The organism is Oceanobacillus arenosus (genome assembly GCF_003369575.1).
Classification (GTDB): Bacteria; Bacillota; Bacilli; order Bacillales; family Amphibacillaceae; genus Oceanobacillus; species Oceanobacillus arenosus.
The window spans coordinates 21,474-47,696 of record NZ_PIOC01000024.1 but is presented as its reverse complement, the minus strand read 5'-3'; the positions used below and the strand labels follow the sequence as shown (position 1 = coordinate 47,696).

Genomic DNA, 26,223 nt, shown 5'->3' with positions numbered 1-26,223 from the left:
TTTTCACCGCCCTGAACTATTTCTCTTCTCCATCTCTTCTTTCGTATAAATCACTTTCATCGGATTCCCACCAACAAAAGCACCTGCTGGCACATCCTTTTGTACAACCGATCCTGCCGCAACGATCGCACGATCACCGATAATTATACCCGGTAAAATGGTCGTATTGGCGCCAACCATTACCTCGTCGCCAATACTCACTACCCCTATTCGATATTCATCAATTAAATATTCATGTGCCAAAATTGTCGTATTATAACCAATAATACTATTTTTTCCAATCTTTATCTTTTCAGGAAACATAATATCTGGTGTGACCATAAATGCAATCGCGGTATGCTTGTCGATTTTCATTTTTAAGAAAGCACGATATAACCAATTCTTCATTCCCATAAATGGGACGAATTTTGCAATTAGGATAACAACCGTATTTTTAAATACCTTCCAAAATGATACTGTTTTATATAACTGCCATAAGGAATTAGGCCCTTCTATCTTATATCGCTCGGTTCGCCGCATCTCCTACACTCCTACAATCGTGAGTATTTCGCGCATTTCCTCCAAAACATATGTCGGATGATGTGCGAGAAGACGCTCTTTTCCTTTCAGTGACCAAGCAACTCCGGCAGTTTGTACGCCAGCATTATTCCCTGATTCAATATCGTGAGAATTGTCACCAACCATTAAGGTCGCACTCGCTTCTGCGTCTAATGCTTGCATTGCTTTCATTACCGGTTCTGGGTGTGGCTTCGGGTGGGTTACATCTTCCAACGTAATAATCGTATCAAAAAATGAATCCAACCCCGTGAGTACTAATCCTTTTATTGCTGTTGCCTTCATCTTTGTCGTAACAATCCCAAGTCGGACATTATTTTTCTTCAGCTCTTCTAATGTTTCCTTTACTTGCGGAAATGCTTTCACATAATGATCATGCTCAGTAAGATTATGCTCTCGATACTTTGCAATCATTTCCTCTACTCTGTCTGGATCAATCTTATGAAACGTTTCGATTAATGGCGGACCATTAAATTCGATTATCTCTGCATCTGTAAATGATAATTGATAATGATCAAAAGTATACTTAAATGAATCGATGATAAGCTGATTTGTATCAATTAGTGTTCCATCTAAATCAAAAAGTACCGTATCTATGTTCATTTGTTGTTTCCTTCCGTTTATTATTCTCTGCACGTCTCCAGAAAAAGGCGACGATGATTGTCATGATAATTGCTGTTGATAAACGAATAATCAATAATGGCCAAACAGGGATTCCTAATGGGATAAAGACGAGTGTGTCCTCCACTACGGCATGACATGAAACTAGAAAGATAAGCGCCAGATACATATCTTTTTTAGAAACACCATCTTCCTTCACTGCTTGAATCATTAAACCCGCGCCAAATGCGAGACCTATCGTCAATCCAGCAACCATTGTCATCGATGCATTCTTATCCATTCCTAGGAATCTCATAAACGGTGCAAACAGATTAGATAGCATCGTTAGCCAGCCTTTTTCACGTAAAAATTGCATAATAATCATTAATGGAATCACGATTAATGCTAACTGCAAAATAGCTATTACAGCTGTTTCCATACCGTGAACGATTATTTCTCCCCAACCAATAGGCGCTACCTTTGTTGCCGATATTAAGCCATATTGTGCTTGCCCCGCACCGCCACTCCACAATAAATTAATTACAACTGCAGTTAGCAAAGCAAGGAACAAACGAATCGCAACAATAATCCACCAGCGTACCCCAACTCTTGTGGCAACAGCAGATTCAATGAATAAATTATGTGAGAAAGAAAGCATCATCGCCATGATAAATACTTCCTTTACGCTAAAATCAAACGAGACAATTGCTGCAATACCTGCATAAAGATTCAATGTATTTCCGAGAACTAGCGGGACTGCTGCTTCACCGGAAAGGCCAATTAATCCCATGATGGGCTCTAATTGTTCGATAATCCAAGGCAATACAGGTGTAAACTGTAAGATTGTTACAATTAACGTAATTGGAAAAATGACTTTTCCTAAAGTCCATATCGTTATTAATCCTTGTAAAAATCCACGTTTTAATATTCCATTCATTTGCAAAAAGCCCCTTACAAATCAACTTATTTTCTTTTCTTCTTTTTCGCTTTGTTACGATTTATTGGTTTCCTTTTCTCTTGAGGCGGAAGATCATTATACTTGATTGTCGTCGTCTTGCGGCGATAGATAATCATGATAATGCCGAAAATAATCAATAATATCGAAATTAGCTGCGCTGTTCGTAGCTCACCGACAATATACAAACTATCGGTACGCATTCCCTCGATGAAATAGCGGCCAATGGAATAAAAGATAATATAGCTTAAGAATATTTCCCCTCGTAAAACATTCGTCCTACGCAATAAGAGTAATAGAATAAAGACGAGAATATTCCATGTGGATTCATATAAAAATGTTGGATGATACGTAACACCATCAATTGTCATTTGGTTCATTATAAAATCTGGTAGTACTTGGTAGAAAGTGGCAATAGAATCTGCTGCAATCGGGCCACCATGTGCTTCTTGATTCATGAAATTTCCCCAGCGACCAATTGCTTGCCCCAAGATTAGACTCGGTGCGACGATATCTGCTAATTGCCAGAACGATATCTTCCGTACACGGGCAAAGACGATTGCAGTTAAGACACCGCCAATGACAGCACCATGGATTGCAATTCCCCCTTGCCAAATGGCAAAGACTCCCCACCATGGACCTTCAGCATAACGTTCCCATTCAAAAGTTACATAATAAATTCGAGCAAAGATAATTGCGATTGGAACAGCAAAAACGATAAAATCAATCAATAACTCCTTATTAACCCCTAGTCGATCCGCCTCTTTCATCGCTAGCCACAAGCCTAAACCCGCTCCAACCGCGATAATTACACCGTACCAATAGATGGTTAGTGGACCAATTTCTAAAAATACGCGGTCTAATGGTGCAACACTATAAATCATCTAACCATCTCCTATTGTAAGCTATCTTTTTCATGTTCAATCATATTTGTTAAACGATCAGAAAACTCTTGCGCTGCATTTACTCCCATTCTTTTCAGACGGAAGTTCATTGCCGCAACCTCAATAATTACTGCAAGGTTTCTTCCTGGGCGAACGGGAATGGTTGCTTTTGGTAAATGGACATCCATAATTTTCATCGTATCATCATCTAAACCTAGGCGCTCATACTGTTTGCCTTCCTCCCAGTTTTCGAGCGTGATGACCATTGATATCCGCTTCTTCGTTCTTACAGATCCAGCACCAAACAAGGTCATAACATTAATGATCCCAAGTCCGCGAATTTCAAGCATATGCTCGATTAGTGGTGGTGCATTACCAATTAAACTATCATAATCTTCTTGTCTAATTTCTACATTATCATCAGCCACGAGCCGATGACCACGTTTAACAAGCTCAAGTGCGGTCTCACTTTTTCCGACACCACTCTGTCCCGTAATCAGTACACCAACCCCGTAAATATCTACGAGCACACCGTGGATAGCTGTAAAAGGAGCAAATTTCCCTTCAAGGAAATTGGTTATACGGCTAATGACCCTCGTCGTTTTACTTGGCGATTGAAGAATTGGCACTCCCGCTTGATTTGCCGCTTCAATCAATATTTCTGGAATTCTCATTCCCCTAGAAATAATTATTCCCGGGGTAATATCGGTACATAATCTTTCTGCACGATCCCTTTTCTCTTCATCGGAAAGCTCAAGAAAATAGGCCATCTCCGTTTTCCCAATCAACTGTAACCTTTCCTTTGGATAGTATTTAAAATATCCAGTCATTTCCATTCCTGGACGTGAAATATCACTCGTTATTATCTCCCTATGTAAGCCATCCTGTCCTGCAACTAACGTCAAATTAAAATTATCGACAAGATCTCTTGTTCGAACCGTCGTTCCCATCGCTTTTCCATCCCTCCATTCAAACTAGCTGACTGATTCCCATTGTAGCATTAGAATACTTGGTTGTCATCAAGCTATTCAGTGACACTCACAGTAGTACTTATCGTATTAAGAAAATATGCTTTCTTAACTACAACGTATAAAATTGCTCAATCCCTAATCGTAATTTCGCTCGCTCCTTCTCATCCAGATTAGGATCCTCATTTGGTCGTTGTTGCGTGAGCGAGACCATTGCCTGTGAATCATGAGCTAAAATTGCTTCCATTTTTTTATCAAAAAAAGGTGTAATATCATTGATGATGTCTGGCATGCCTAATGCTTCAAGATGGTCATTTGAAAATGCCTGTGCCCAAATGGCTGGACGATCTTCTGCTTCCATTAGCGAAACTGCTTCGATTGCCGCTGCACCAAATGCATTATGATCAGGATGGACTGCATATTCTGGATAATGCGTAATAACTAAACTCGGCTTTAGCTTATCTAAATAGCCTTTTAAACGTGCAGCAATTTCCATGCGATCTTCAAATTCAATTGTTTTATCGCGGTATCCTAGCATCTCTAACTCTATATCGAGTACTTCACAAGCCTTGATCAGTTCTTTTTTGCGGATGGCCGGCAGTGATTCCCGATTCGCATATGTTGGAGTTCCCATATTTCTGCCCATCTCACCTAATGTTCCACATAAGTAAGTAACGGGTATCCCTTCATCCCGAAATTTTGCAATGGTTCCTGCAGCACCAAATGCTTCATCATCTGGATGCGGATAAATTACAACAACATGTGTTTCCATATCAATCACCTATTTTCTGTTTATTTAAAAGGGGTTTCACTTATTTCAAGTGCAACCATCAAACGTCCTTCACGATCATGCCCAGCAAGGAGAAACTGTTCTTCCTCGTTTATGACCCAATCGGATAATCCCTCCGCATAAATCCAGCCAAGCGCTGTCTTTAAACCAACCCGGTAAGAACTCCCGTTGCCAACAATCTTGGCTTTTCTGAATGTAACTTTTGCATTTCGTATGTATGCCCCGACATTATATGCTTTTTCATTCACATGACTTGCATATGCCCCATTAGTCGTTTCTAAGTGAACATATACCGCTTTATTCTCAAATGAGCGTAGCTTTTCTTGTACTTTTTCTATTTCAATTGGTTTCACCTGATACACCTCCAATTTTTATCCGGAATTAACTGACTGTATGACGCCTACTTAATGAAGTTTCACTTTATCTAAATAAATTATTTCCACCAATCATCATTCATTGTTGCTGGCTGATTTCGTTTATGTTGTGAGATGAGATATCGTGCCTCAATTTTCGCAGCATCGGCTTCCGCAACTGGTTTTCCTTCTAAATAATCATCGAGCACATCATAACGAATCCCTAGTTCTATTTCGTCTGATTGTAATGGCTTATTATCGAGTAAATCTGCTGTTGGCACTTTCAAATAAAGCCGTTCATCCGCACCTAACGCTTGCAATAATGCACGACCTTGGCGCTTATTTAACCCAGCAAGTGGCAATACATCAGCCCCACCATCGCCATATTTCGTATAAAAACCTGTTACATTCTCTGCGGCATGATCGGTACCAATCACAAGTAAGTCATGCATTCCACCAAGTGCATATTGCGCAATCATTCGCATCCGTGCCTTAACATTTCCTTTATCAAAATCGCTCAGTGCCTCATCTGCTGACATTAAATAGCTTGCAGTGAATGCATCAACAGGCTGTGTAATATTAAAGATAATCGATTCATCTGGTTCAATAAAATCTAGCGCGAGCTGTGCATCCGCTTCATCCGCCTGCTGCATATATGGTAAACGAACAGCCGTAAAGCTCGCATTCTTATCTTCACTTCGCAATTCTTCTATCGCTAATTGAGCTAGCTTTCCTGCTAATGTTGAATCCTGTCCACCACTGATACCTAATACAAATCCCTTCGCAGTAGACTTAATTAAATATGATTTAAGGAAATCAATTCGATTACGAATCTCCTCTTTCGGGTCAATCACTGGTTTTACATGGAGTTCATCGATTATTCTTTGTTGAAAAGTCATGAAAATTATTCCTCCTATTCATCCACACTGAGGCAATCAAAATATTTACGTTTCTATAATATCATAATTTCATAAGCTAGGTCTCCTCCTGCCCTCTCCTATTAGTCTTATAATAAATAAATAATACGGCTGCTTATTAGAAAACTTGGTTGTCACCAAGCCTTTGGGTGACGGCCTTAGTTGCACTTATGTAGTAAGAAAGTCGTTATACTTTCTTATCTACTAAAGAGATAAGACAGTAAATAGCTTCTATACTACTTACTGCCTCCTACTTTATTTTGCACTAATTTTCTCTTTTGCTTCAACAAGCTCTTCCATCCGCTTGCGATCTCGTTCCATCACTTCTCTTAAATATCTTCCCGTATATGAAACATCGGCAGCCTCAGTAATTTGTTCCGGTGTACCAGTAGCAACAATCGTGCCCCCACGGTCTCCTCCCTCAGGTCCCAAATCGATAATATGATCGGCAGTTTTAATTACATCTAAATTATGCTCAATAATAACAACCGTATCTCCGTTATCCACAAGTCGTTGTAAGACAACTAATAATCGCTTAATATCATCCACATGTAAGCCCGTTGTTGGCTCATCAAGAATATAAATTGTTTTTCCGGTGGAACGTTTATGAAGCTCACTACCCAGTTTCACCCTTTGTGCTTCCCCACCAGAAAGTGATGTTGCAGATTGTCCTAATTTAACATAGCCAAGGCCTACATCATTTAAAGTTTCCAACTTGCGTTTAATCTTTGGAATTGGAGCAAAAAATTCTACAGATTCTTCAATACGCATATCTAAGATATCTGCAATCGACTTACCTTTATATTTTACTTCCAATGTTTCGCGATTATATCGTTTACCATGACATACTTCACAAGGAACATAGACATCCGGAAGAAAATGCATTTCTATTTTGATAATCCCGTCTCCTCGACATGCTTCACAGCGTCCGCCTTTAACATTAAAGCTAAAGCGACCCTTCTTATATCCACGCACTTTTGCCTCATTTGTTGATGCAAATACATCGCGAATATCATCAAACACACTTGTATATGTTGCAGGGTTTGATCGTGGTGTTCGACCAATTGGAGATTGATCAATATCAATTACCTTGTCAATATGCTCAATTCCTTTGATAGCTTTATGTTTGCCAGGTTTATGCTTTCCACGATAAAGCTCTTTCGCTAGTGATTTATAGAGAATTTCATTTACTAGCGTACTTTTACCTGAACCAGATACTCCTGTTACAACGGTCATTAAGCCGATTGGAATTTTCACAGAAACATTCTTCAAATTATTCTCCGATGCTCCGATTATTTCTAACTTCCGTTTATCTGCCTTTCGACGCTTCGCTGGGAGTGGAATAAATTCTTTTCCAGCCAAATATCGACCCGTTAGGGAATTTGGATTGTTAATCACGTTCTCTGGTGTGTCACTAGCAATCACTTGTCCACCATGTTCGCCAGCACCTGGGCCAATATCGATCAGCCAATCCGCTGCACGCATCGTATCTTCATCATGCTCGACAACGATTAAAGTATTATCCAAATCCCGCATATGCAGTAGTGTACCAATTAACCGGTCATTATCGCGCTGATGAAGTCCGATTGAAGGTTCATCGAGTACATACAGCACACCCGTTAAGGCGGAGCCAATCTGGGTCGCTAAACGGATTCGCTGTGCCTCACCACCTGATAAGGTACCCGACGCACGAGATAAAGTTAAATAATCAAGCCCAACATTCAGTAAAAATTCTAGTCGATTATCAATTTCTTTCAAAATCATTTTCGAGATTTGCTGTTCCTTTTCAGTAAGTTCAAGGTGTTTGAAGAAGTCCAATGATTCTACAATCGAGAAATCTGTTATTTTACTGATGTGCAAACCATTGATTAATACTGCCAATGCTTCTTCCTTTAGACGATGGCCTTTACATGTTTTGCAGGCACTTTCCGCCATATATTTCCCTAATGTTTCACGAATAAATTCAGAGGATGTCTCACGATAACGCCGATTGACATTATTGATGACCCCTTCAAAAAGAATATCGGTATCACGGATATTGCCAAATTCATTTTCATAATAGAAATGTATCTTCTCTTTGCCACTGCCATATAAAATAATATCAAGTTTATCTTTCGGGATATCTTTCACTGGTATATCCATATCAATATTAAAATGATCGCATGCACTTTTCAGCAACTTTGGATAATATTGCGAGCTAATTGGTTCCCATGGCGCGATTGCACCATCATTTAGTGTTCTTTCATAGTCGGGAATTACTAAATCAACGTCCACCTCTAATTTCGTTCCTAATCCATCACATGTTGGACATGCCCCAAATGGGCTGTTAAATGAAAATAACCGCGGTTCCAGTTCACCAATAGAGAAACCACAAATTGGACATGCGTGTTTCTCACTGAAGGTCAATTCCTCTTCATCGATAACATCAACAATAATCGTTCCTTCTCCAAGAGCCAGTGCCGTTTCCATCGAATCACTTAACCGTCCTGTAATTCCTTCTTTAACGACAATTCGGTCAACAACCACTTCAATCGAATGCTTTTTATTCTTTTCCAGCTTAATTTCTTCTGTTACTTCTCGCATTTCCTTGTCAACACGAATTCGAACATATCCTTCTTGTTTTAGCTTTTCAAAAACTTTAACATGTTCGCCTTTTCGTCCAGAAATAATCGGTGCGAGAATTTGAATCTTCGTTCTCTCTGGATATTCGAGAACTCGATCGACCATTTGTTGCACCGTTTGCGAGCTAATTTCAATACCATGATTTGGGCAAGTTGGACGCCCTACCCTCGCATATAATAACCGTAAGTAATCATAAATTTCTGTGACCGTTCCAACCGTTGATCTAGGGTTTTTACTTGTAGTTTTTTGGTCAATTGCAATCGCAGGGGATAATCCTTCAATTGAATCCACATCTGGCTTATCCATCTGTCCTAAAAATTGCCTTGCATAGGCTGAAAGTGATTCGACATAACGACGTTGCCCTTCTGCGTAGATCGTATCGAAGGCAAGTGAGGATTTTCCAGAACCAGATAATCCTGTTACAACAACTAATTTGTTTTTAGGAATCGACAGATCAATATTTTTCAAATTATTTGCTCTTGCACCTAATATTTCAATGGTCTTCCTTGACATGCTATCATCACGCTCCCGCTTTCAATTCAAAGATAATATCACGAAGTTCTGCAGCCTTTTCAAAGTCAAGCGATTTGGCGGCTTCCTTCATTTCCTTCTCCATTTGCTTGATTACTTTTTCTTTTTCTTTCTTCGATAGGTTGGTTAACTTCTTTGTACTACTTTCATACTCAGTTGGCTCCTCAGCTGCAATCGTTGCTTGGATAACATCACGAATTTCCTTCTTAATGGTTTTCGGTGTAATATGATGTTTTTCATTATATGCCATTTGGATTTCACGACGGCGGGTCGTTTCATCCATCGCTAACTGCATCGAATTGGTTATTTTATCTGCATACATAATTACTTCTCCGTGTTCATTTCGTGCTGCACGTCCCATCGTTTGAATAAGCGACCGTTCTGAACGTAAGAATCCTTCTTTATCCGCATCTAGAATGGTAACAAGGGATACTTCTGGTATGTCTAGGCCTTCACGCAGTAAATTGATCCCAATCAGTACATCGTATTTCCCTAAACGTAGATCACGTATGATTTCAATCCGTTCTAAGGTTTTAATATCTGAATGCAAGTAGGCAACCTTCATCCCTAGTTCCTTTAGATAATCGGTTAAATCCTCTGACATCCTCTTCGTCAATGTAGTAACAAGGACACGCTCATTTCGATCGATTCGTTTATTGATTTCTTGTATTAAATTATCAATTTGTCCTTCAATCGGCCGCACCTCAATTTCCGGATCCAATAAACCGGTAGGACGAATAATTTGCTCCGTCATTTCTGGTGTATGTTCAAGTTCAAATGGACCAGGTGTAGCGGAAACAAACACGAATTGTTTCGCCTTTGCCTCAAATTCTTCAAATTTTAATGGGCGATTATCCAGTGCAGATGGAAGTCTAAATCCATAGTCAACTAATACTTTCTTTCTTGCTTGGTCTCCATTATACATGCCCCTAATTTGCGGTAAAGAAACATGGGATTCGTCGACAACGATAAGAAAGTCCTCTGGGAAATAATCGATTAAAGTATATGGCGTAGCCCCTGCTTCACGCAATGTTAAATGACGAGAATAGTTCTCAATCCCCGAGCAAAAGCCCATTTCATTCATCATTTCTAAATCATAATTGGTTCGTTGCTCGAGTCGTTGTGCTTCTAACAGCTTGTTTTCTGCTCGCAGTTTTTTTAATTGCTCTGCCAATTCCAATTCGATATTTTTAATCGCTAGCTTCATCTTCTCTTCACCAGTAACAAAGTGGGACGCAGGAAAAATAGCAATATGCTCGCGATCACCAATAATTTCCCCTGTTAATGCATCGACCTCACGAATACGGTCAATTTCGTCACCAAAAAATTCGATGCGATAACAATTTTCTTCTCTTGATGCAGGAATTATTTCTACTGAGTCACCACGTACCCGAAACGTTCCACGCTTGAAGTCAATATCATTTCTTGCGTATTGAATATCTACGAGGTTACGTAATAACTGATCACGGTCTTTTTCCATTCCCATCCGAATGGAAAGTACTTGATTTCGATATTCTTCAGGATTACCGAGACCATATATACAGGAAACACTTGCAACGACTAATACATCTTCCCGTTCAAATAAGGATGACGTTGCAGAGTGTCGTAACTTATCGATTTCATCATTGATGCTTGCATCTTTTTCTATAAAGGTGTCCGTAGATGGGACATATGCTTCTGGTTGAAAATAATCATAGTAACTTACAAAATATTCTACAGCATTGTTCGGAAAAAATTCCTTAAATTCACTGTATAACTGTCCAGCCAATGTTTTATTATGGGCAATTACAAGTGTCGGTCGATTAATTTCCTGCACAACATTGGAAACGGTAAAGGTTTTTCCTGTTCCTGTTGCACCGAGCAATGTTTGATATCGTTGTCCTGCTAAAACTCTCTCGGTAATTTCTTTAATCGCCGTCGGTTGATCCCCAGCTGGTTGATATTGCGAAACAAGTTCAAATTTATTTTTCAATCAACACGCCTCCGTTCCTTCTATCTCTATTCTACCATATTATAAAATTTATTTTAACAAATAACGAACAAATATTCGATTATAATGCATAGAATGTCTAGCTTTATTTTACCCATATTGCAGGCAGGAAAACCATTTCTGCGTTGTTTGTTGCTATTAATATAAAGTGCTGACTAGTGACAATTTGGATATTAATTCTAGTCAGTAGTCGCTGTTCATACGTGAGTTTCACTTTTTCACTTCTATTAACGTCGATTGTCAGTGGTTAGTAACTCTTTTATATGTGATGTTTTACAACCCCAGCGGAAGAAATACACGGAGACTTCTGCGGGAAGAAGAGCCTAGATGAGACTACGAAGCGCGATAGCGTGAGTTGGCTCACCAGCTCCCCTAAGATGCGCGTAGTGTATTTCTGGAGCGACTGGTCCGAGAGGCCTTAGCACATTAAACTAGTTCGCACTTCATATCAACTCTAATTATCAACCATAAGTTAACAAAGCAATAATCTTGTAGTAATCATTCTATTGAAAAGACTTCCACCAGCTTCATTCTTGGTGGAAGTCTTTGTTAGATTACGCCGCTTTCTAAGATAGAGAATGTTGCTTCTGTGCAGTCAATTGCTGCCATTGCTCCGTATGGCAAGACTAACTTCGGCTCTGTGTGACCGAAATTTAGATTATAGAGTATTGGTAAATGTTCGAGTTTATATTCTTTCATTACCTGTAGGATTACTTCTTTATATTCCTGGTAATAGGTCTCATCTTGTGGTTTGCCAAAAATGATTCCGTTTGCCTTTTGTAAAATTCCTTGTGTAGCATAATTTCTTAGCCAATACTTCAATAGTGCTGGTGCCGGCTTTTCTTCTGATGTTTCAAAAAATAGAATACTATCTTCCCAGTACTTCTCTTCCGGCCAGAGCATCGTTCCTTTAGCAAACTCTAACACTTCGATACAGCCGCCAATTAAGCGACCTTTTACTATCCCCACGCCTTGTATTACCTCATATCCTTTATTAGGCTGCATCTTACGTCGTGTATTTTTATTAACGATATCCCATTCGAGATGTTCACTCGTCCATTCCTCAGCTGGTTTAATTTCTCCTATTACTTCATCTGAAAATAGAGTTCGTTTTATCTTATCAACCGTATATGCATCCATCGCCACGTTTTCTGCAAAGTCAGTCAAAACTGCGGGTCCATAAAAGCTGGAGATACCCGCTTTATGGCAGAATAGATGTGAAATCGTTACATCAGAATATCCCAAAAATATTTTCGGATTTTCACGAATCACATCGAAATCAATGTATGGGAGTAAACGAATACTATCCTCACCACCAACGTTTGCAAAGATTCCTTTAATTGTTTCATCCGCAAATGCTGCATTTAAATCTGCAGCACGTGCTTCTGGATTCTCATATACAAATGCTGACCCCTTCAAGCTACTTGGCATTGGCATAACTTGAAGTCCAAATACTTCCTCTAGTCGCTTCACTCCTTGATCATAACGCCATCTCAACTCTGGATCACCTGCACCGCCCCATGAAGGGCTTAGGGTAGCCACTCTATCTCCACGTTGTAATTTTCTCGGTTTAACCAGCATGATAATTTCCCCTTTTGAAAAGAATAAATTATGATTTAATCAATTTGAATATATTTGTAAGCTCCAGTATTTTCTCGACTATTGCTTGCTCCACGTGGTTATTATATCGAATCGTTTCTTTCGCTAATGGTGCAAGTTGTTCATGATATCCTATCATAATACTATGTAGTGCATGTTCAAACATCGTCCGATCATTCGCATCATTTCCAAAGGCAATATAATTTCCTCTTTGAACCCCTAATTCTTGAAGTGCACTCCATTTATCAACCCCATTTGGACTGATATCAAATACATTCTCATCCCCATGTTTATGGATCGTTAGCGCTAAGTTTGCTAATTCCTTCTCTAATCGTTCATTGTTACTCAATTCTAATAATAAAATTTTTACAATGGATGTTAGCGATTCTAGCTTCAAATTCCTTGCCAGTTTTGCTGGATCAAGATTTTGTAAGATCGGATGATCAGCAGGACCAGTGTAAGCGTAATCCCATTCTCCATCAATCAAGTATTTCACATCAAAAGAATCAATTAGATCACGAATACCAAGCAATTCTTCATCGCTAAAAGACTTTGAATAGACGATCTTTCCATTTTTGGATATAAGTGAACCATTACCACCTATCATCGTGTACGAATGGAAGTCCTTCCTTATTACAGGAAGCATATCACGGATTGGCCTTGCAGAAGCAAAAATGACCTCATCCCCATTCATTGTCAGTGCTGCTAATGCTTTCAGAATGTCATTTGATATCGACTGCCCCTTAAAACAAATGGTTCCATCTAAGTCGAATACAAATTGCATATAGCTACCCCCCAATTTAATCAACAATGATATACTTAACTAATATTTTTCCGCTTCTTTTTTTCTCGATATGGCTTTACAGTAAAAATCAATCCCAATTCATGATGGTCCCCTTCATAAAATGGTCCTTGAACAAATCGCATTTCATTTGCATCATCGACAACTTCTAATTTAAAATATGCCCCACTACTTTGTAAGGAGCTATAGAAATCTTGTTCCGTGTTAATTTTTACCCCATTCACTTTAATAATTGTTTCACCAACGAGTATATCCAGTCGTTCTGCTGGAGTGCCAGGAATGATTCCTAGTATTTTCAATCCATTGTTTTCCGGATGAAAATATGGTACATTTGTCCGATCATTCACTTTATATCGGTATTGAATCCATTCCCTGCCAAAGATGGCAATAATTACCGCGACAATTGACAAGCTTGAGAGATACATACTGCCAACCCCAATAAAAACGACAAGCACTCCTAATATAGCAATCGATTTAGCAAGCTTCTTTGCTGCATTCAATGGTAGGTTTCCTCGAACAATAAAATCAAAACCGAGCACAAACGGCACTAGCAAGATGCTAAATGACTCTCCACCAATCGAAAAATATGGCCAAAATGGTGGGAAAGAAGTAATCATTCCCGTTGGCACAAGAACGAAAAACGGAATAATACCAAGCTTCTTTAATCGATGTTGCCCAATCCAGATGCCTCTCTCGCTCAAAAGAAGACTAGGGTATGTCCTATTACGGTCCACATTTCGAATTAAGATTGCCTCAACAAACAGAAGCAAACCCAGTAGAATCACTAGAGAAGAGAAATTTACTTCTGAAAATAAACTTGAATCTATGTAGGACTGATATTCTAATAATTGAGGTGAAAATACTAGCAATATAATTGTAATCCCCAATGTATAGCTAGGTGATAGCATTGTGAAACGCATCGTAATACTTAGGATAATCGTGACGACACTTAATAATAATATTGTTTCATATGAAAATACGATGCCAACAACAAGCATAATTAATGAAAGAATAATGCCAGATATGAGTGTGGTTGTCCACGTCTTCCTCCATTCAGAAAATAGGTCGAACACCTTCACACCAAAATCCAATCGTTCTCGTTTTATTCGAAAATATCCTGCTGCAAATATCAGCAATAATGACCAATATAATAATGGATTTAAGAAAAGCTTTCCAATTCCTTTGAGTAATTCAATTAACCATGTTTCTACCATCCCAAACACCTTCCATCTCTTGTTAGCCCTTAACTAGTTATTCGATATGTAAAGGACCTATCCCTGCTTTACTGCAAATTAATATTAGAAAACTTAGGCATTAGAAATGTGCCGATATTTTTCTTAGCCACTGAATGAAAATCCGCGAGAACATGTCTCGCGGAATAATTGTCGTACAGTATAATATCGCTTATTTATAAATTTCGTTTAAAGCCGTTTCCAATTGTTGATCATCGTCACCGCTTCGAATTTGTTCAATGAGTTTCGCCTCAATCAACCCTGCAGTTTCTTCATCGACGATCCCAGTAGATCCAAGTGCATGATCTGCTTGGAAATTTTTCACCGCTTCTTCCGTTTTCTCATTGAAATAACCATCTGTACGTCCTGTATCATAGCCTATACCTGACAACATCAATTGCATATTTGCAATCGTTTCTCCTGTATGGTCAAAGCTAAGGGGTTCCTCAATTACGATTGGATTCGTATAAAAATACTCTGGCTGTTTCACCTCAATCGTTGGTTCGACACCTTTTCCATTTACCCACTCGCCTTTAGGTGATAACCATTTATTCATCGTAAGTTTAATCGTACTGCCATCTCCTAATGGTATCGCTTGTTGAACGGTTCCTTTACCATAACTTGTTTGTCCAACTACATCGTAGCCTAATTCCTTCATTGCTACCGCTAAGATCTCTGATGCAGAAGCACTTCCCTCATTGATTAGAACACTAATTGGATAGGGTTTTTTCTCCGCTAAATCGGAATATCTTGGTGCTTTCTCACCATCTTGATTCTCGATTTGAATATATGGCATATCCTTAGGGACAAATTGTGCTAGCATCTCTTCAACAACATCTAATAGCCCACCTGGATTGCCTCTTACATCAATGACTAAACCTTCAATTCCTTTTCCCTCAAGCATGTTCAATTGCTCGATAAATTCCTTTGCCGTGTTCGTTGAAAAATTCGTTACTTCCAAAATGCCCGTTTGTTTGCCATCAATTGTTTTGATATCATTGTAGACTGTTTCGACAGGAATCTCATCACGTGTTATGGTAATTGCAAAAGGCTCTGATGCTTCTTTCCGTTGAATTTCTAATACAACTTCAGATCCTTTTTCACCGCGTATTTTTGCAACTGCTTCATTTAGATTTAATCCTTCCAAGCTTTCGCCATCTACCGTTAGCACTTGATCATTTGGTCTTAACCCTGCTTTTTCTGCAGGCGATTCTTTGATCGGTGCAACAATGGTCACAACACCATTCACCATGCTTACTTCTGCACCAATTCCTTCAAACGATGATTCAATTTGCTCGTTGAATTGACTCATCGTTTCAACATCCATGTATGAACTATGTGGATCTCCAAGGGTAGCAAGCATCCCCTCAATCGCTCCTTCAACGAGCTGTTTATCATCCACGCCTTCTAAGTAATTCCCTTTAATAAGAGCAAAAGCTTGCGCAACTTTATCTAAGTTCCCTGCACCTTGCTTTGTATTCCCCTCGGCACTCTCTTTAACCGATGCATTCGGTGTTACTCCTATTTCCGGCTGTGCAAATTTCACACCGGAGTATGCACCTGCAAACCCTAATACTAAGGCAGCAATTAATAATAATATGACTTGTGACTTTTTCATCTTCATACTTCCACCTCGATATTGTTGATTCTTTATCTTACAAGTATTGCTGATTTAGCTGGTATATATTTTGGAAAACAGCAATCATTTGGTTCACTTTATGATGTGATATAGAAAAGCATACCATTATCTACTTCATCTGACTAGATTTTTCACTTTGAATTCCAATAAACGGGAGAATGTCGTTATACCTTCTTATCTACGAACAAAAGCTTAAAGCTAGTTTGAGCTGGTTCGACGTTGCCACAGGACGTGGAGACCTAAGTCGAACTTCTCCTTGCCTTTTGAGAAAAAGGAAACTCTTTGGGAGCGTAAGCGGTTGACGTGGATTACGGAGGTGAGACAAGTCTCGCTATAGCTTTAGCGCTGGAGCTGGACGTGGCTATTCTCGGTAATTAAGTTATCCACAACGTCCAACTTTTATAGTTTCCTAAGCAACAAAAAAGGCATCACAACATGATGTGTGATACCTTCTCAAACAATAGAATCATTCATAATTTAATTGTAAATTGCGTTCAATTATAGATAAGGCATTGGGTTAACAGGATTTCCGTAACCACCAATATGAACTTCAAAATGAAGATGTGGACCAGTTGAATCCCCTGTGTTTCCTGTTGCACCAATTGCTTGTCCTTGACTTACAGCTTGTCCCGCTGAGACAGATATTCTGCTTAAATGTGCCATAACCGTTGTATATGTTTGACCATTTATATGGTGAGATATCATTATCACATTCCCGAAGCCGTTCATATATCTTGCTTGACTCACAACACCGTCTGCTGGTGCAACTAATGTGGTACCCGAACCAACACCGAAGTCTACTCCATTATGTGAACCATTGCTCCCAAAAATAGGATGAACTCTAGGTCCGAATGGAGAAGTAATTGGTCCTGATGCTGGATAAATGAATATTCCCCCACCACTCACATTACTTGATTGGTTCGATTGCTTAGGTGTACTTGGATTTGCTGACGCTATTTTATTTGTAGATGCATTATTATTTGTCGCAGACTTTTCAGCTGCAGCCTTTTGTGCGGCAGCTTTCTCCGCAGCAATTCTATCAGCCTCTTCTCTTGCCGCCTGCTCTAACGCACCCTTTTTACCTTGTGCAAGTGCGATTGCTTGTGCTTTTGCTATTTCTTCCGCACGTAAAATCTCCTGTTCATCTTCTAATGACAATTTAATTTCTTCTAGTTGACCATGTTCTGCCTCTAGTTGTGCCATTAATGTCGCTTTTTCGTTCATTTGATTATCCAGTTGACCTTTTAATGCTACTAACTCTTGCTTTTGACCTTCAATTTGCGCTTTTTTTTCTTCTACGGCTACCTTCTTAACTTCAACTTCCTTTTTGTTCTCTTCTAATGTCTTCTTATCTGCAGCTTGCTCATCCATTATCGTCTTATCCTGGTCCATAATGGTGTTTACTGCAGTGGAACGGCTAATGAAATCACCGAAACTCTGTGCTCCGAACAATACTTCTATGTATTTCATTTCCCCTCCATTTTGTTGAATCGTACGGAGGCGATCTTTTAGCAGTATGTCCCTTTGTGCAATTCTTTCCTCTAAAACAATAATTTCTTGTTTTAATGCTTCAATTCGATCATTAAATTCCTGTATTTCTTTATCTGTTTCTTTTATTTGATTTTCTTTTTCATAGATATCATTACTCGTCTTCGTTAATTGTTCATCGATACTATTTATCTCTTTTTCAACTGAAGTTTGTTGACTTAGATTATCCTGAATCTTATTTTCATTATTTGATTTATTACTTTCCACGTTATTTTTCTTACTTTCAAGCTCTTGCTTTTCTCGTTCCAAGTTATTAATCTCATTGTCTATGTCATTTATTGTCTCTGCTGAAAGATAGGGAACATTTGCTGTACTAACGGTAATAACTAGTCCCGTAGCTAAAATATATTTGAAAAACTTTCTCATTGCAATTATTCCTCTTTTCTAATCATTTTTACTTATGTAACACTATGTTGATCTACATTTTTTATTAATTCCCATGCCTGTTGTAATAGGCATGGGAACCAATGATTGTTCTCTATTAAACTCTTAAGAACTTACGGATACTCATAACACTTCCCCAAACACCGATAATTGCACCGATTGCTAAAATTAGAAGTGATAGTTGCCATGCAAATGGATTAAATGGCAATAACTCAACAAAACTAAATGATATAGTGTCAATTACAGCTGAATCCAAGTAGTAGTAACCACCTAGTACAATAGCAATTGGGATGACCGAACCTAGTACACCTAATAGCAAGCCTTCGATAAAGAATGGCCATCTAATGAATCCGTTGGTTGCACCAACAAGCTTCATAATTCCTATCTCTGCACTTCGGGCGATAATAGTGATCTTTATCGTATTCGAGATTAGGAAGATTGCTGTAAATACGAGTGCAACAATTAATACTATCCCAATTACTCGTGCATAGTTATTAAACTTAAATAGTTGCTCAACTACATCTTTACCAAAAACGACACGATTAATATTGTCAAGTGATTGAATCTCTTCTGCGATTCTTTCTGTATCTTGTGGTACTTTTGCTCTAACAATAAAAGCGTGGTTTAATGGATTATCCTGTTCAAATAACTCCCATGTAGTCCCTTCATCACCCATGCTCTTAATTAGGCTCTGCAATTCCTCATCATTTGAAGAGAAGGTGACCGAATCAACGCCTTCAATTGCCTCCAATTGTTTTCCTAAAGCAATTACCTCTTCATCACTTGTCCCAAGTTCAACTAATGTTTTTATTTCGACATCATTTTCTATGTTCTTAGCAATCTCATTTAAATTAAGGACTAATGCTAGAAACACTGCTACTAAAATCAGCGTAGTTGTTACAGCACCAATTGAGGCAATTGTCATCCAACCATTTCGGATAATATTTTTACAGCCAACCCGGATGTGGCGCATTAATGTTCTAAATTTCATAACCATATTCTCCTTGATCTTCATCCCTAGCAATATTTCCACTTTCAATCGCAATGACGCGTTTCTTCATTGTATTTACAATTTCCTTACTATGCGTTGCCATGATAAGTGTCGTTCCTTTTGCATTGATATCTTCAAAAGTTTTCATAATTTCCCAAGATGTTTCAGGATCTAGATTTCCAGTTGGTTCATCGGCAATGACGATCTTCGGACGGTTCACAATTGCACGTGCAATCGATATACGTTGTTGCTCTCCACCTGATAATTCATTTGGTGTGGAGCGAGCCTTATTCTTAAGACCTACTTCTTCCAACACATCCATTACCCGCTGGCGAATATTACTTGGAGGTTCTTCAATTACTTCTAATGCATATGCAATATTTTCATAGACTGTTAGTCTTGGAAGCAATTTAAAATCTTGAAAAACAACACCAATCTGTCTACGAAGAAGAGGAATTTGTCTGTTCTTCAATTCCTCTAGGTTCATATCATTAATAAGGATTGTTCCACTTGAGGGTTTTTCTTCTCGATACATTAGCTTAATAAAAGTGGATTTACCAGCACCACTGGGACCAACAATATATACAAATTCCCCTTGCTTTATATCAACATTTATTCCGCTTAGCGCGGTCACCCCGTTTGGGTATGTTTTATATACATCTTTCATCAATATCATATTTGTATCACCTTTTAAGTTTTTTTAAAGTTCTTCTTTAATCTCAATGTTGAATCAAACAAAAACGCTGATTCTGGACTTTGCCTCTCTTGTCACAGAAATTGACATTAAACGTTTTATGTTTTCCTATTCTATTAGTAGACTTGCTCTTATGTAGTGGGAGCATTTCTATACCTTCTTATCTGTCAATGAAAAAGCACCTTCTTTATAGTGAAAAGAGGTACCATTTATCTTACTGCTATAGTATAACATTCTTCTACAATATTTTTAGACATAAAATTATTACATTTTCATGTCAAAGGAAATCCTTTTATTAATAAGGTGTAATATTGTCGAATTTTCAAAAAAAGCAAGAAGGCTTAGATTAAAGAAATCCCTCCTTCAATCTAAACCTTTACTTTTTACATTAAAAACGGTTATTGTTTTTCGGCTAACCAATTTGTTAAATTATCTAAGTCTTCCCCTGCTACATTTAGTGGAGGCATTTTACCTTTACCATTAGTAACGATATCAGCAATTTCCTCAGCAGAATATCTTGAACCGACTTGGGTTAAGTCAGGACCAACCCCACCTGATAGATCTGCACCATGACAAGCTGAACAGTTTTTTGCGAATACCGCTTCACCTGCATTAGCATCTACCGAACCGCCTTCAGTTGATTCTTCCGTACCATTATCAGTAGCCTCTTCTTTAGGCTCTTCATTACCGCCACCACATGCACCAAGAACTAAAGCTGTGACAAACAATGTCGCGATTACCCATTTTCTCATTTGATATCCTCCCTATGTAAATACTGAAAATATTATCAACTCTATTATACCCTTTTTATAACTATTTTAAAGCTTGGAGAACTATCTGGAGGTTAACGATTAGGAGACCAAAAGCGCAAGCGTTCGTTTGGCGAAGGACAGTGGTGAGGAAAATCTTGCTAATCTTGAGAATTGAAATGGAAAACTTGTATACTTTCCTACTTTAGTAAAAATGGGAGCATCCGCTAAGATGTCCCATTTTAATTACTTAATTTATTTGTGATCGTAAATATGCGTCGATAAATGGATCAATTTCTCCGTCCATTACTGCCTGTGTATTCCCAACTTCCGTATTTGTACGATGGTCTTTCACCATCGAGTATGGATGGAATACATAGGAACGGATTTGACTGCCCCAGCCAATTTCCTTTTGTTCACCGCGTATTTCAGCTAATTCTTGCTGCTGCTTCTCAACTTCCAATTGATATAATTTTGATTTCAGCATTTTCATTGCCGCTTCACGGTTTTTAATTTGTGACCGCTCATTTTGACAGGTAACAATTGTATTTGTCGGGATATGTGTAATTCTGACAGCAGAATCAGTTGTATTAACATGCTGGCCACCTGCACCACTTGCACGGTACGTATCAACTTTAATATCCTCTGTTCGCACTTCAATATCAACATCATCTGTCATTTCCGGTGTAACATCACAAGAAACAAAAGAGGTATGGCGCCGTCCAGATGAATCGAATGGAGAAATCCGGACTAAACGATGGACACCCTTCTCTGCCTTTAAATAGCCATAAGCATTATGCCCTTTTATGAGTAAGGTAACGCTCTTTACTCCCGCTTCTTCACCTGGCAAGTAATCTAAGATTTCCACTTTGAAGCTTCTATCCTCTGCCCAGCGTTGATACATGCGAAGTAACATATCCGCAAAGTCCTGTGATTCCGTACCACCGGCACCTGGATGTAATTCTAAAATTGCATTATTTGCATCGTATGGATTGCTTAATAATAATTGTAATTCAAATTCATTTACATCCTTGATAAATACTTCTAATTCTTTATTCAGTTCGTCAAATAGCTCCTTGTCATTCTCTTCCTTCACTAATTCGTAGGAAACTTCCAGGTTTTCATATTGATTTTCAACCGTTTCAAAGTTTTGAATGTCATGTTTTAGAATATTGGTTTCACCGATTACCTTTTGTGCAGCATCCTGGTTATTCCAAAAATCAGGATCCGCCATTTCTTGTTCTAATTCTTTTACACGATCTCTTTTAACATCTAAGTCAAAGAGACCCCCTAAAGTCTTCAATCCTTGCAGCTATTTTCTCCAATTCATGTTTGATTTCTACTAATTCCATCTAGCTCACCTCTAAATATTATTTTTGCTTAGAAAACTTGAATGAGTAGGAAAGCACTCCCGTTCGTTATCGGGAGTGCTTTCACTTATTAATTCCCATGACAGTTTTTATATTTTTTCCCGCTACCACATGGGCATGGGTCATTACGTCCAACCGTGACTGTTTTTACAAAAGGCTTCTTAACTTTTTTCTTATCTTCTTGTCCACCGGAAACAGCTGTCGTATTTTTCACGACTTCTTCCCGTTGTAAGTTCTCACGAATTTGCGCCTTCATGATATATTTAGAAACTTCATCCTCAATGTTACCAATCATTTCCTCAAACATTGCAAAGCCTTCAAGCTGATATTCCCGTAATGGGTCATTTTGTCCATAGGCACGCAGATGGATTCCTTGACGAAGCTGATCCATCTGATCAATATGATCCATCCATTTCGAATCAACCGTGCGCAAGACGATGACTTTTTGGAACTCTTGGAATTGATCTGGAGCAAGCTCCGTTGATTTCTCATCGTATTTTTCTCGTACTTTTGTCATCGTAACATCAATGATTTCCTCTGGCGTCTTCCCTTGGATATTACTAATTGAATATGCATTTTGATCCAATAGATTTCCATGGACATATTCAACGAATGCTGGAAGGTTCCAATTTGCTTCATCATCATTTTGCGTATGGGCAGCTACCGCACGCTGGATAGAAGATTCCATCATACTTTCAATGATTTCACGAATATTTTCATCTGCATCGATGACTTCGAAACGCTGTTTATAAATAATTTCACGTTGCTCTCTAAGCACATCATCATAAGATAGTACCGTTTTACGTGCATCGAAGTTATTTCCTTCTACACGTTTTTGAGCAGATTCAACTGCACGGGAAACCATCTTACTTTCAATTGGTTGAGAATCATCCATTCCTAATCTTTCCATCATCGCTTTGAGATTATCTGAACCAAAACGACGCATTAATTCGTCTTCCATCGATAAGTAAAATTGCGTAATCCCTGGGTCACCTTGACGACCCGAACGTCCACGAAGCTGATTATCAATTCGACGAGATTCATGACGTTCTGTACCGATAACTGCAAGGCCACCTAATTCGATTACACCTTCACCAAGTTTAATATCAGTACCACGACCAGCCATGTTAGTCGCAATTGTAACGGAAGATTTTTGACCAGCATTTTCAATAATTTCTGCTTCTCTAAAATGATTCTTCGCATTTAGAACATCATGTTTTACGCCCGCCTTTTTTAGCAAGCTAGAAATCAACTCTGATGTTTCTACTGCAACTGTACCAACTAATACAGGCTGTCCAGTTTTGTTTCGTTCTTTAATACTTTCAACAACTGCACGGAACTTTCCTTCCATTGATTTATAAATCAAATCTGGTCGGTCTTCACGGATAATTTGTTGGTTTGTTGGAATAACAATAACATCCATATTATAAATGTTTCTAAATTCCTCTTCCTCTGTTTTCGCTGTACCAGTCATCCCAGCCAGTTTATTGTACATACGGAAGAAGTTCTGGAATGTAATAGATGCTAGTGTCATGCTTTCATTTTGAATTTGCAGGCCTTCTTTTGCCTCAATCGCTTGGTGGAGCCCGTCACTATAACGACGACCTTTCATTAACCGTCCAGTGAAGGTATCAACAATGACTACTTCCCCGTCTTCAACTACATAATCATCATCCAAATGCATCGATACATGTGCTTTCAACGCTTGATTAATATGGTGTGTTAAGGAAACATGGTCCAAATCAAATAAATTTTCAATTGAAAAATATCGTTCTGCCTTATTGATTCCTTCTTCTGTTAGCTGTACACCCTTTGTTTTCTCATCGTACGTATAGTCATCGTCACGCCTTAATGTGGTTACGAAGCTATTTGCTTGTTGATACAAGGATGCTGACTTTTTGGCAGACCCTGAAATAATTAATGGTGTTCTTGCTTCATCAATTAAAATGGAGTCGACCTCATCAATAATTGCAAAGTTCAATGGCCGCTGTACCATCTGATTTTTGTATAATACCATGTTGTCTCGAAGATAATCAAAACCAAATTCATTGTTCGTACCATATGTGATATCACAATTGTATGCGTCTCGCTTCTCTTCCTTTGATAAACCATTGCCGTTTAGACCAACAGTTAAACCGAGAAATTCATAAAGCTCTCCCATTTGCTTTGCATCACGTTCAGCTAAGTATTCGTTTACTGTAATAATGTGAACACCTTTCCCTGCGATTGCATTCAAATATGCTGGAAGTGTTGATGCCAATGTTTTCCCTTCCCCAGTTTTCATCTCGGAGATGTTACCTTCATGTAGTGCGATACCACCCATTAATTGCACACCATATGGGCGCATACCTAATACACGTTTTGCAGCTTCGCGTACAACTGCAAAGGCTTCTATTAACATATCATCAATGCTTTCACCGTTTGCATAACGCTCCCGGAATTCCGCTGTTTTTTGCTTTAATTCATCATCTGACAGTTTTTCTATTTCTGGTTCTTTTGCTTCTATTAAATCAACTTGTTTTTGAATTCGGTTAAGTTGCTTTTGGTTACCATCGCCGAATATTTTCGTCAGTAATCCTGCCATTGTTAACGCTCCTTAATTAAATCAATACTATCATCCTCTATAATAATAACATTTATTCTCAATAGATGACAACTTGTTCTGCGGCTCATCAATACGAATGGAATAATATATTAGAGCAGCCTGAGGATAGACTGCTCTTTACTTTGAGGATAATATGAGGAAAAATGGGGCAATACGTTAGATGTATTATACTTTTAAATAATAGTGTTCTTCCTTCATAATATTTGATGCTTGATTCGAAATCCTCTGATTAGTTGCTGCAATGATCTTCAATAGCTGGACAATCGTTTCTTCATGCTGGTTCACCTTATTTACGAGTTGTTGAAGTGTCGCTCTGTCTTGTTCTGTCATTGCTACCCCTCCTAGTTCTATTAGCTTATTTTTATCATATTACTAGTTCTAAAGTCCAATTACCATTTTTCAAATTTAGAGTTGAATTCGACAGATTTTCACTCTAAAAATAAGAAACGGAGGCGCTTTTTATTAGATTTTGTCTTTTTTGATCATTTAAATTTTCTCAAAACAAATTATTGTATTTCGTTCTACAAATTTCGACAAAATAAGGGGGAAGTTCGATTAAAACCGCAACATCCTGTTGGCCCCCACTTATATAGTATAAAAGCTCTTACTACCAAAAAGACGACCCCATATGGGATCGTCTTTCCTACTGCTATCTTTATTAAACATTTGGTTCAATTAGGCCGTATTTTCCATCACGGCGCCGATACACGACATTTGTATCGCCAGACAGATCATTCGTATAAACGAAGAATTCATGTCCTAGCATTTCCATTTGTAAAACCGCTTCTTCAGAATCCATTGGTTTAAGATTAAATCGTTTTGTCCGAACAATTTCAATTTCATCTGATTCCTCTTCAACAGCAACCGCTCTTCTTTCATGCTCTAGTTGATCAGCAACCACTTGTTTTGGCGCACTATTTTGACGGAATTTACGGTTTATTTTTGTTTTATGTTTACGTATTTGTCTTTCTAATTTATCAACAACTAAATCAACCGCTGCGTAAAGATCTAAATGTTGAACCTCACCGCGTAATAATAAATCTGTCATTGGAATTGTTACTTCTATTCGCTGTTCATCATTATAGACACTTAAATTAACATGTACCTCGGATGTTGGGGGTGTATCAAAATACCTTTCAAGTTTACTGATCTTTTTCTCTACGTATTCTCTAATAGCACCTGTAACCTCAATATTTTCACCACGAATGTTAAATTTCATAGTAAGTGCCCTCCTTTTGACTATATTATACTACCTTTCCCGCGACTATTCCTTCTTAAACCACTAAAAATATTGGCAAGATTTGTCCTATTTATCCAGAAACGTTGGTACAACAGAGGTTGTGGAGTTTACATTATCTTAATAAACTTTACAATTAAAATAAATACAAGCATCGACTGCGCCTCCAACAATTCGAGCGAGAACAGGTCCATATCGAGCGAGAACC

22 protein-coding genes are annotated in these 26,223 nt (G+C 38.4%); all 22 read right to left on the bottom strand.

Features of this window, described 5'->3' with window-relative positions; all coding sequences use genetic code 11:
- Positions 1 to 3 precede the first annotated feature (3 nt).
- Positions 4 to 519: an acyltransferase gene (locus CWR48_RS16035; protein ID WP_115774343.1), complete on the bottom strand. Its 516-nt coding sequence runs from the start codon at positions 517 to 519 to the stop codon at positions 4 to 6.
- A gap of 3 nt (positions 520 to 522) precedes the next feature.
- Complete coding sequence (ppaX, locus tag CWR48_RS16030; RefSeq protein WP_115774342.1) at positions 523 to 1,158, bottom strand: pyrophosphatase PpaX; 636 nt, start codon at positions 1,156 to 1,158, stop codon at positions 523 to 525.
- The gene (locus CWR48_RS16025; protein WP_115774341.1) at positions 1,133 to 2,092 is read right to left on the bottom strand and encodes a nucleoside recognition domain-containing protein; all 960 of its coding nucleotides are present in this window, start codon (positions 2,090 to 2,092) and stop codon (positions 1,133 to 1,135) included. The genes ppaX and CWR48_RS16025 overlap by 26 nt, the downstream gene beginning before the upstream one ends.
- 26 nt (positions 2,093 to 2,118) lie before the next feature.
- Positions 2,119 to 2,994: a prolipoprotein diacylglyceryl transferase gene (lgt, locus tag CWR48_RS16020; protein ID WP_115774340.1), complete on the bottom strand. Its 876-nt coding sequence runs from the start codon at positions 2,992 to 2,994 to the stop codon at positions 2,119 to 2,121.
- An 11-nt stretch (positions 2,995 to 3,005) separates the two neighbouring features.
- Positions 3,006 to 3,944, bottom strand: a complete 939-nt coding sequence (hprK, locus tag CWR48_RS16015; protein ID WP_115774339.1) for an HPr(Ser) kinase/phosphatase — start codon at positions 3,942 to 3,944, stop codon at positions 3,006 to 3,008.
- Positions 3,945 to 4,074: 130 nt separating this feature from the next.
- Positions 4,075 to 4,734, bottom strand: a complete 660-nt coding sequence (bshB2, locus tag CWR48_RS16010; RefSeq protein WP_115774338.1) for a bacillithiol biosynthesis deacetylase BshB2 — start codon at positions 4,732 to 4,734, stop codon at positions 4,075 to 4,077.
- 20 nt (positions 4,735 to 4,754) lie between these two features.
- Positions 4,755 to 5,105, bottom strand: coding sequence for a YojF family protein (locus CWR48_RS16005; protein WP_115774337.1), 351 nt, complete (start codon positions 5,103 to 5,105; stop codon positions 4,755 to 4,757).
- 80 nt (positions 5,106 to 5,185) lie between these two features.
- Positions 5,186 to 6,004, bottom strand: a complete 819-nt coding sequence (gene nadE, locus CWR48_RS16000; protein ID WP_115774336.1) for an ammonia-dependent NAD(+) synthetase — start codon at positions 6,002 to 6,004, stop codon at positions 5,186 to 5,188.
- A 273-nt stretch (positions 6,005 to 6,277) separates the two neighbouring features.
- Positions 6,278 to 9,157 (bottom strand): excinuclease ABC subunit UvrA, encoded by a 2,880-nt coding sequence (gene uvrA / locus CWR48_RS15995; protein ID WP_115774335.1) that lies wholly within the window; start codon positions 9,155 to 9,157, stop codon positions 6,278 to 6,280.
- Positions 9,158 to 9,164: 7 nt separating this feature from the next.
- Positions 9,165 to 11,147, bottom strand: coding sequence for an excinuclease ABC subunit UvrB (gene uvrB / locus CWR48_RS15990; protein WP_115774334.1), 1,983 nt, complete (start codon positions 11,145 to 11,147; stop codon positions 9,165 to 9,167).
- 567 nt (positions 11,148 to 11,714) lie between these two features.
- On the bottom strand, positions 11,715 to 12,746 hold the full coding sequence (locus CWR48_RS15985; protein ID WP_115774333.1) for a S66 family peptidase: 1,032 nt from the start codon (positions 12,744 to 12,746) through the stop codon (positions 11,715 to 11,717).
- 28 nt (positions 12,747 to 12,774) lie between these two features.
- The gene (locus CWR48_RS15980) at positions 12,775 to 13,548 is read right to left on the bottom strand and encodes an HAD-IIB family hydrolase (protein ID WP_115774332.1); all 774 of its coding nucleotides are present in this window, start codon (positions 13,546 to 13,548) and stop codon (positions 12,775 to 12,777) included.
- Between the two features lie 35 nt (positions 13,549 to 13,583).
- Positions 13,584 to 14,780, bottom strand: a complete 1,197-nt coding sequence (locus tag CWR48_RS15975) for a PDZ domain-containing protein (protein ID WP_115774331.1) — start codon at positions 14,778 to 14,780, stop codon at positions 13,584 to 13,586.
- A 190-nt stretch (positions 14,781 to 14,970) separates the two neighbouring features.
- A complete protein-coding gene (locus tag CWR48_RS15970; RefSeq protein WP_115774330.1) occupies positions 14,971 to 16,422 on the bottom strand; it encodes a S41 family peptidase in 1,452 nt (483 codons plus the stop codon).
- Positions 16,423 to 16,935: 513 nt separating this feature from the next.
- The gene (locus tag CWR48_RS15965; protein WP_115774329.1) at positions 16,936 to 18,351 is read right to left on the bottom strand and encodes a murein hydrolase activator EnvC family protein; all 1,416 of its coding nucleotides are present in this window, start codon (positions 18,349 to 18,351) and stop codon (positions 16,936 to 16,938) included.
- A gap of 115 nt (positions 18,352 to 18,466) precedes the next feature.
- Positions 18,467 to 19,360 carry a permease-like cell division protein FtsX gene (gene ftsX, locus CWR48_RS15960; protein ID WP_115774328.1) on the bottom strand — a complete coding sequence of 298 codons (894 nt, stop codon included), beginning with the start codon at positions 19,358 to 19,360 and terminating at the stop codon, positions 18,467 to 18,469.
- Positions 19,350 to 20,036 carry a cell division ATP-binding protein FtsE gene (gene ftsE / locus CWR48_RS15955; RefSeq protein ID WP_115774327.1) on the bottom strand — a complete coding sequence of 229 codons (687 nt, stop codon included), beginning with the start codon at positions 20,034 to 20,036 and terminating at the stop codon, positions 19,350 to 19,352. Before ftsE ends, ftsX begins: the two co-directional genes overlap by 11 nt.
- 416 nt (positions 20,037 to 20,452) lie before the next feature.
- Entirely contained in the window at positions 20,453 to 20,806 is a 354-nt protein-coding gene (gene cccB, locus CWR48_RS15950; RefSeq protein ID WP_115774326.1) for a cytochrome c551, read from the bottom strand.
- A gap of 247 nt (positions 20,807 to 21,053) precedes the next feature.
- A protein-coding gene (gene prfB / locus CWR48_RS15945; protein ID WP_115774325.1) for a peptide chain release factor 2 occupies positions 21,054 to 22,155 on the bottom strand; the annotation gives its coding sequence in 2 pieces (ribosomal slippage) (positions 21,054 to 22,082 and positions 22,084 to 22,155; 1,101 coding nt in all).
- 88 nt (positions 22,156 to 22,243) lie between these two features.
- Positions 22,244 to 24,757: a preprotein translocase subunit SecA gene (secA, locus tag CWR48_RS15940; RefSeq protein ID WP_115774324.1), complete on the bottom strand. Its 2,514-nt coding sequence runs from the start codon at positions 24,755 to 24,757 to the stop codon at positions 22,244 to 22,246.
- A 186-nt stretch (positions 24,758 to 24,943) separates the two neighbouring features.
- Positions 24,944 to 25,108 (bottom strand): hypothetical protein, encoded by a 165-nt coding sequence (locus CWR48_RS20515; RefSeq protein ID WP_170140792.1) that lies wholly within the window; start codon positions 25,106 to 25,108, stop codon positions 24,944 to 24,946.
- A 328-nt stretch (positions 25,109 to 25,436) separates the two neighbouring features.
- A complete protein-coding gene (gene hpf / locus CWR48_RS15935) occupies positions 25,437 to 25,997 on the bottom strand; it encodes a ribosome hibernation-promoting factor, HPF/YfiA family (protein WP_115774323.1) in 561 nt (186 codons plus the stop codon).
- Positions 25,998 to 26,223: the final 226 nt, after the last annotated feature.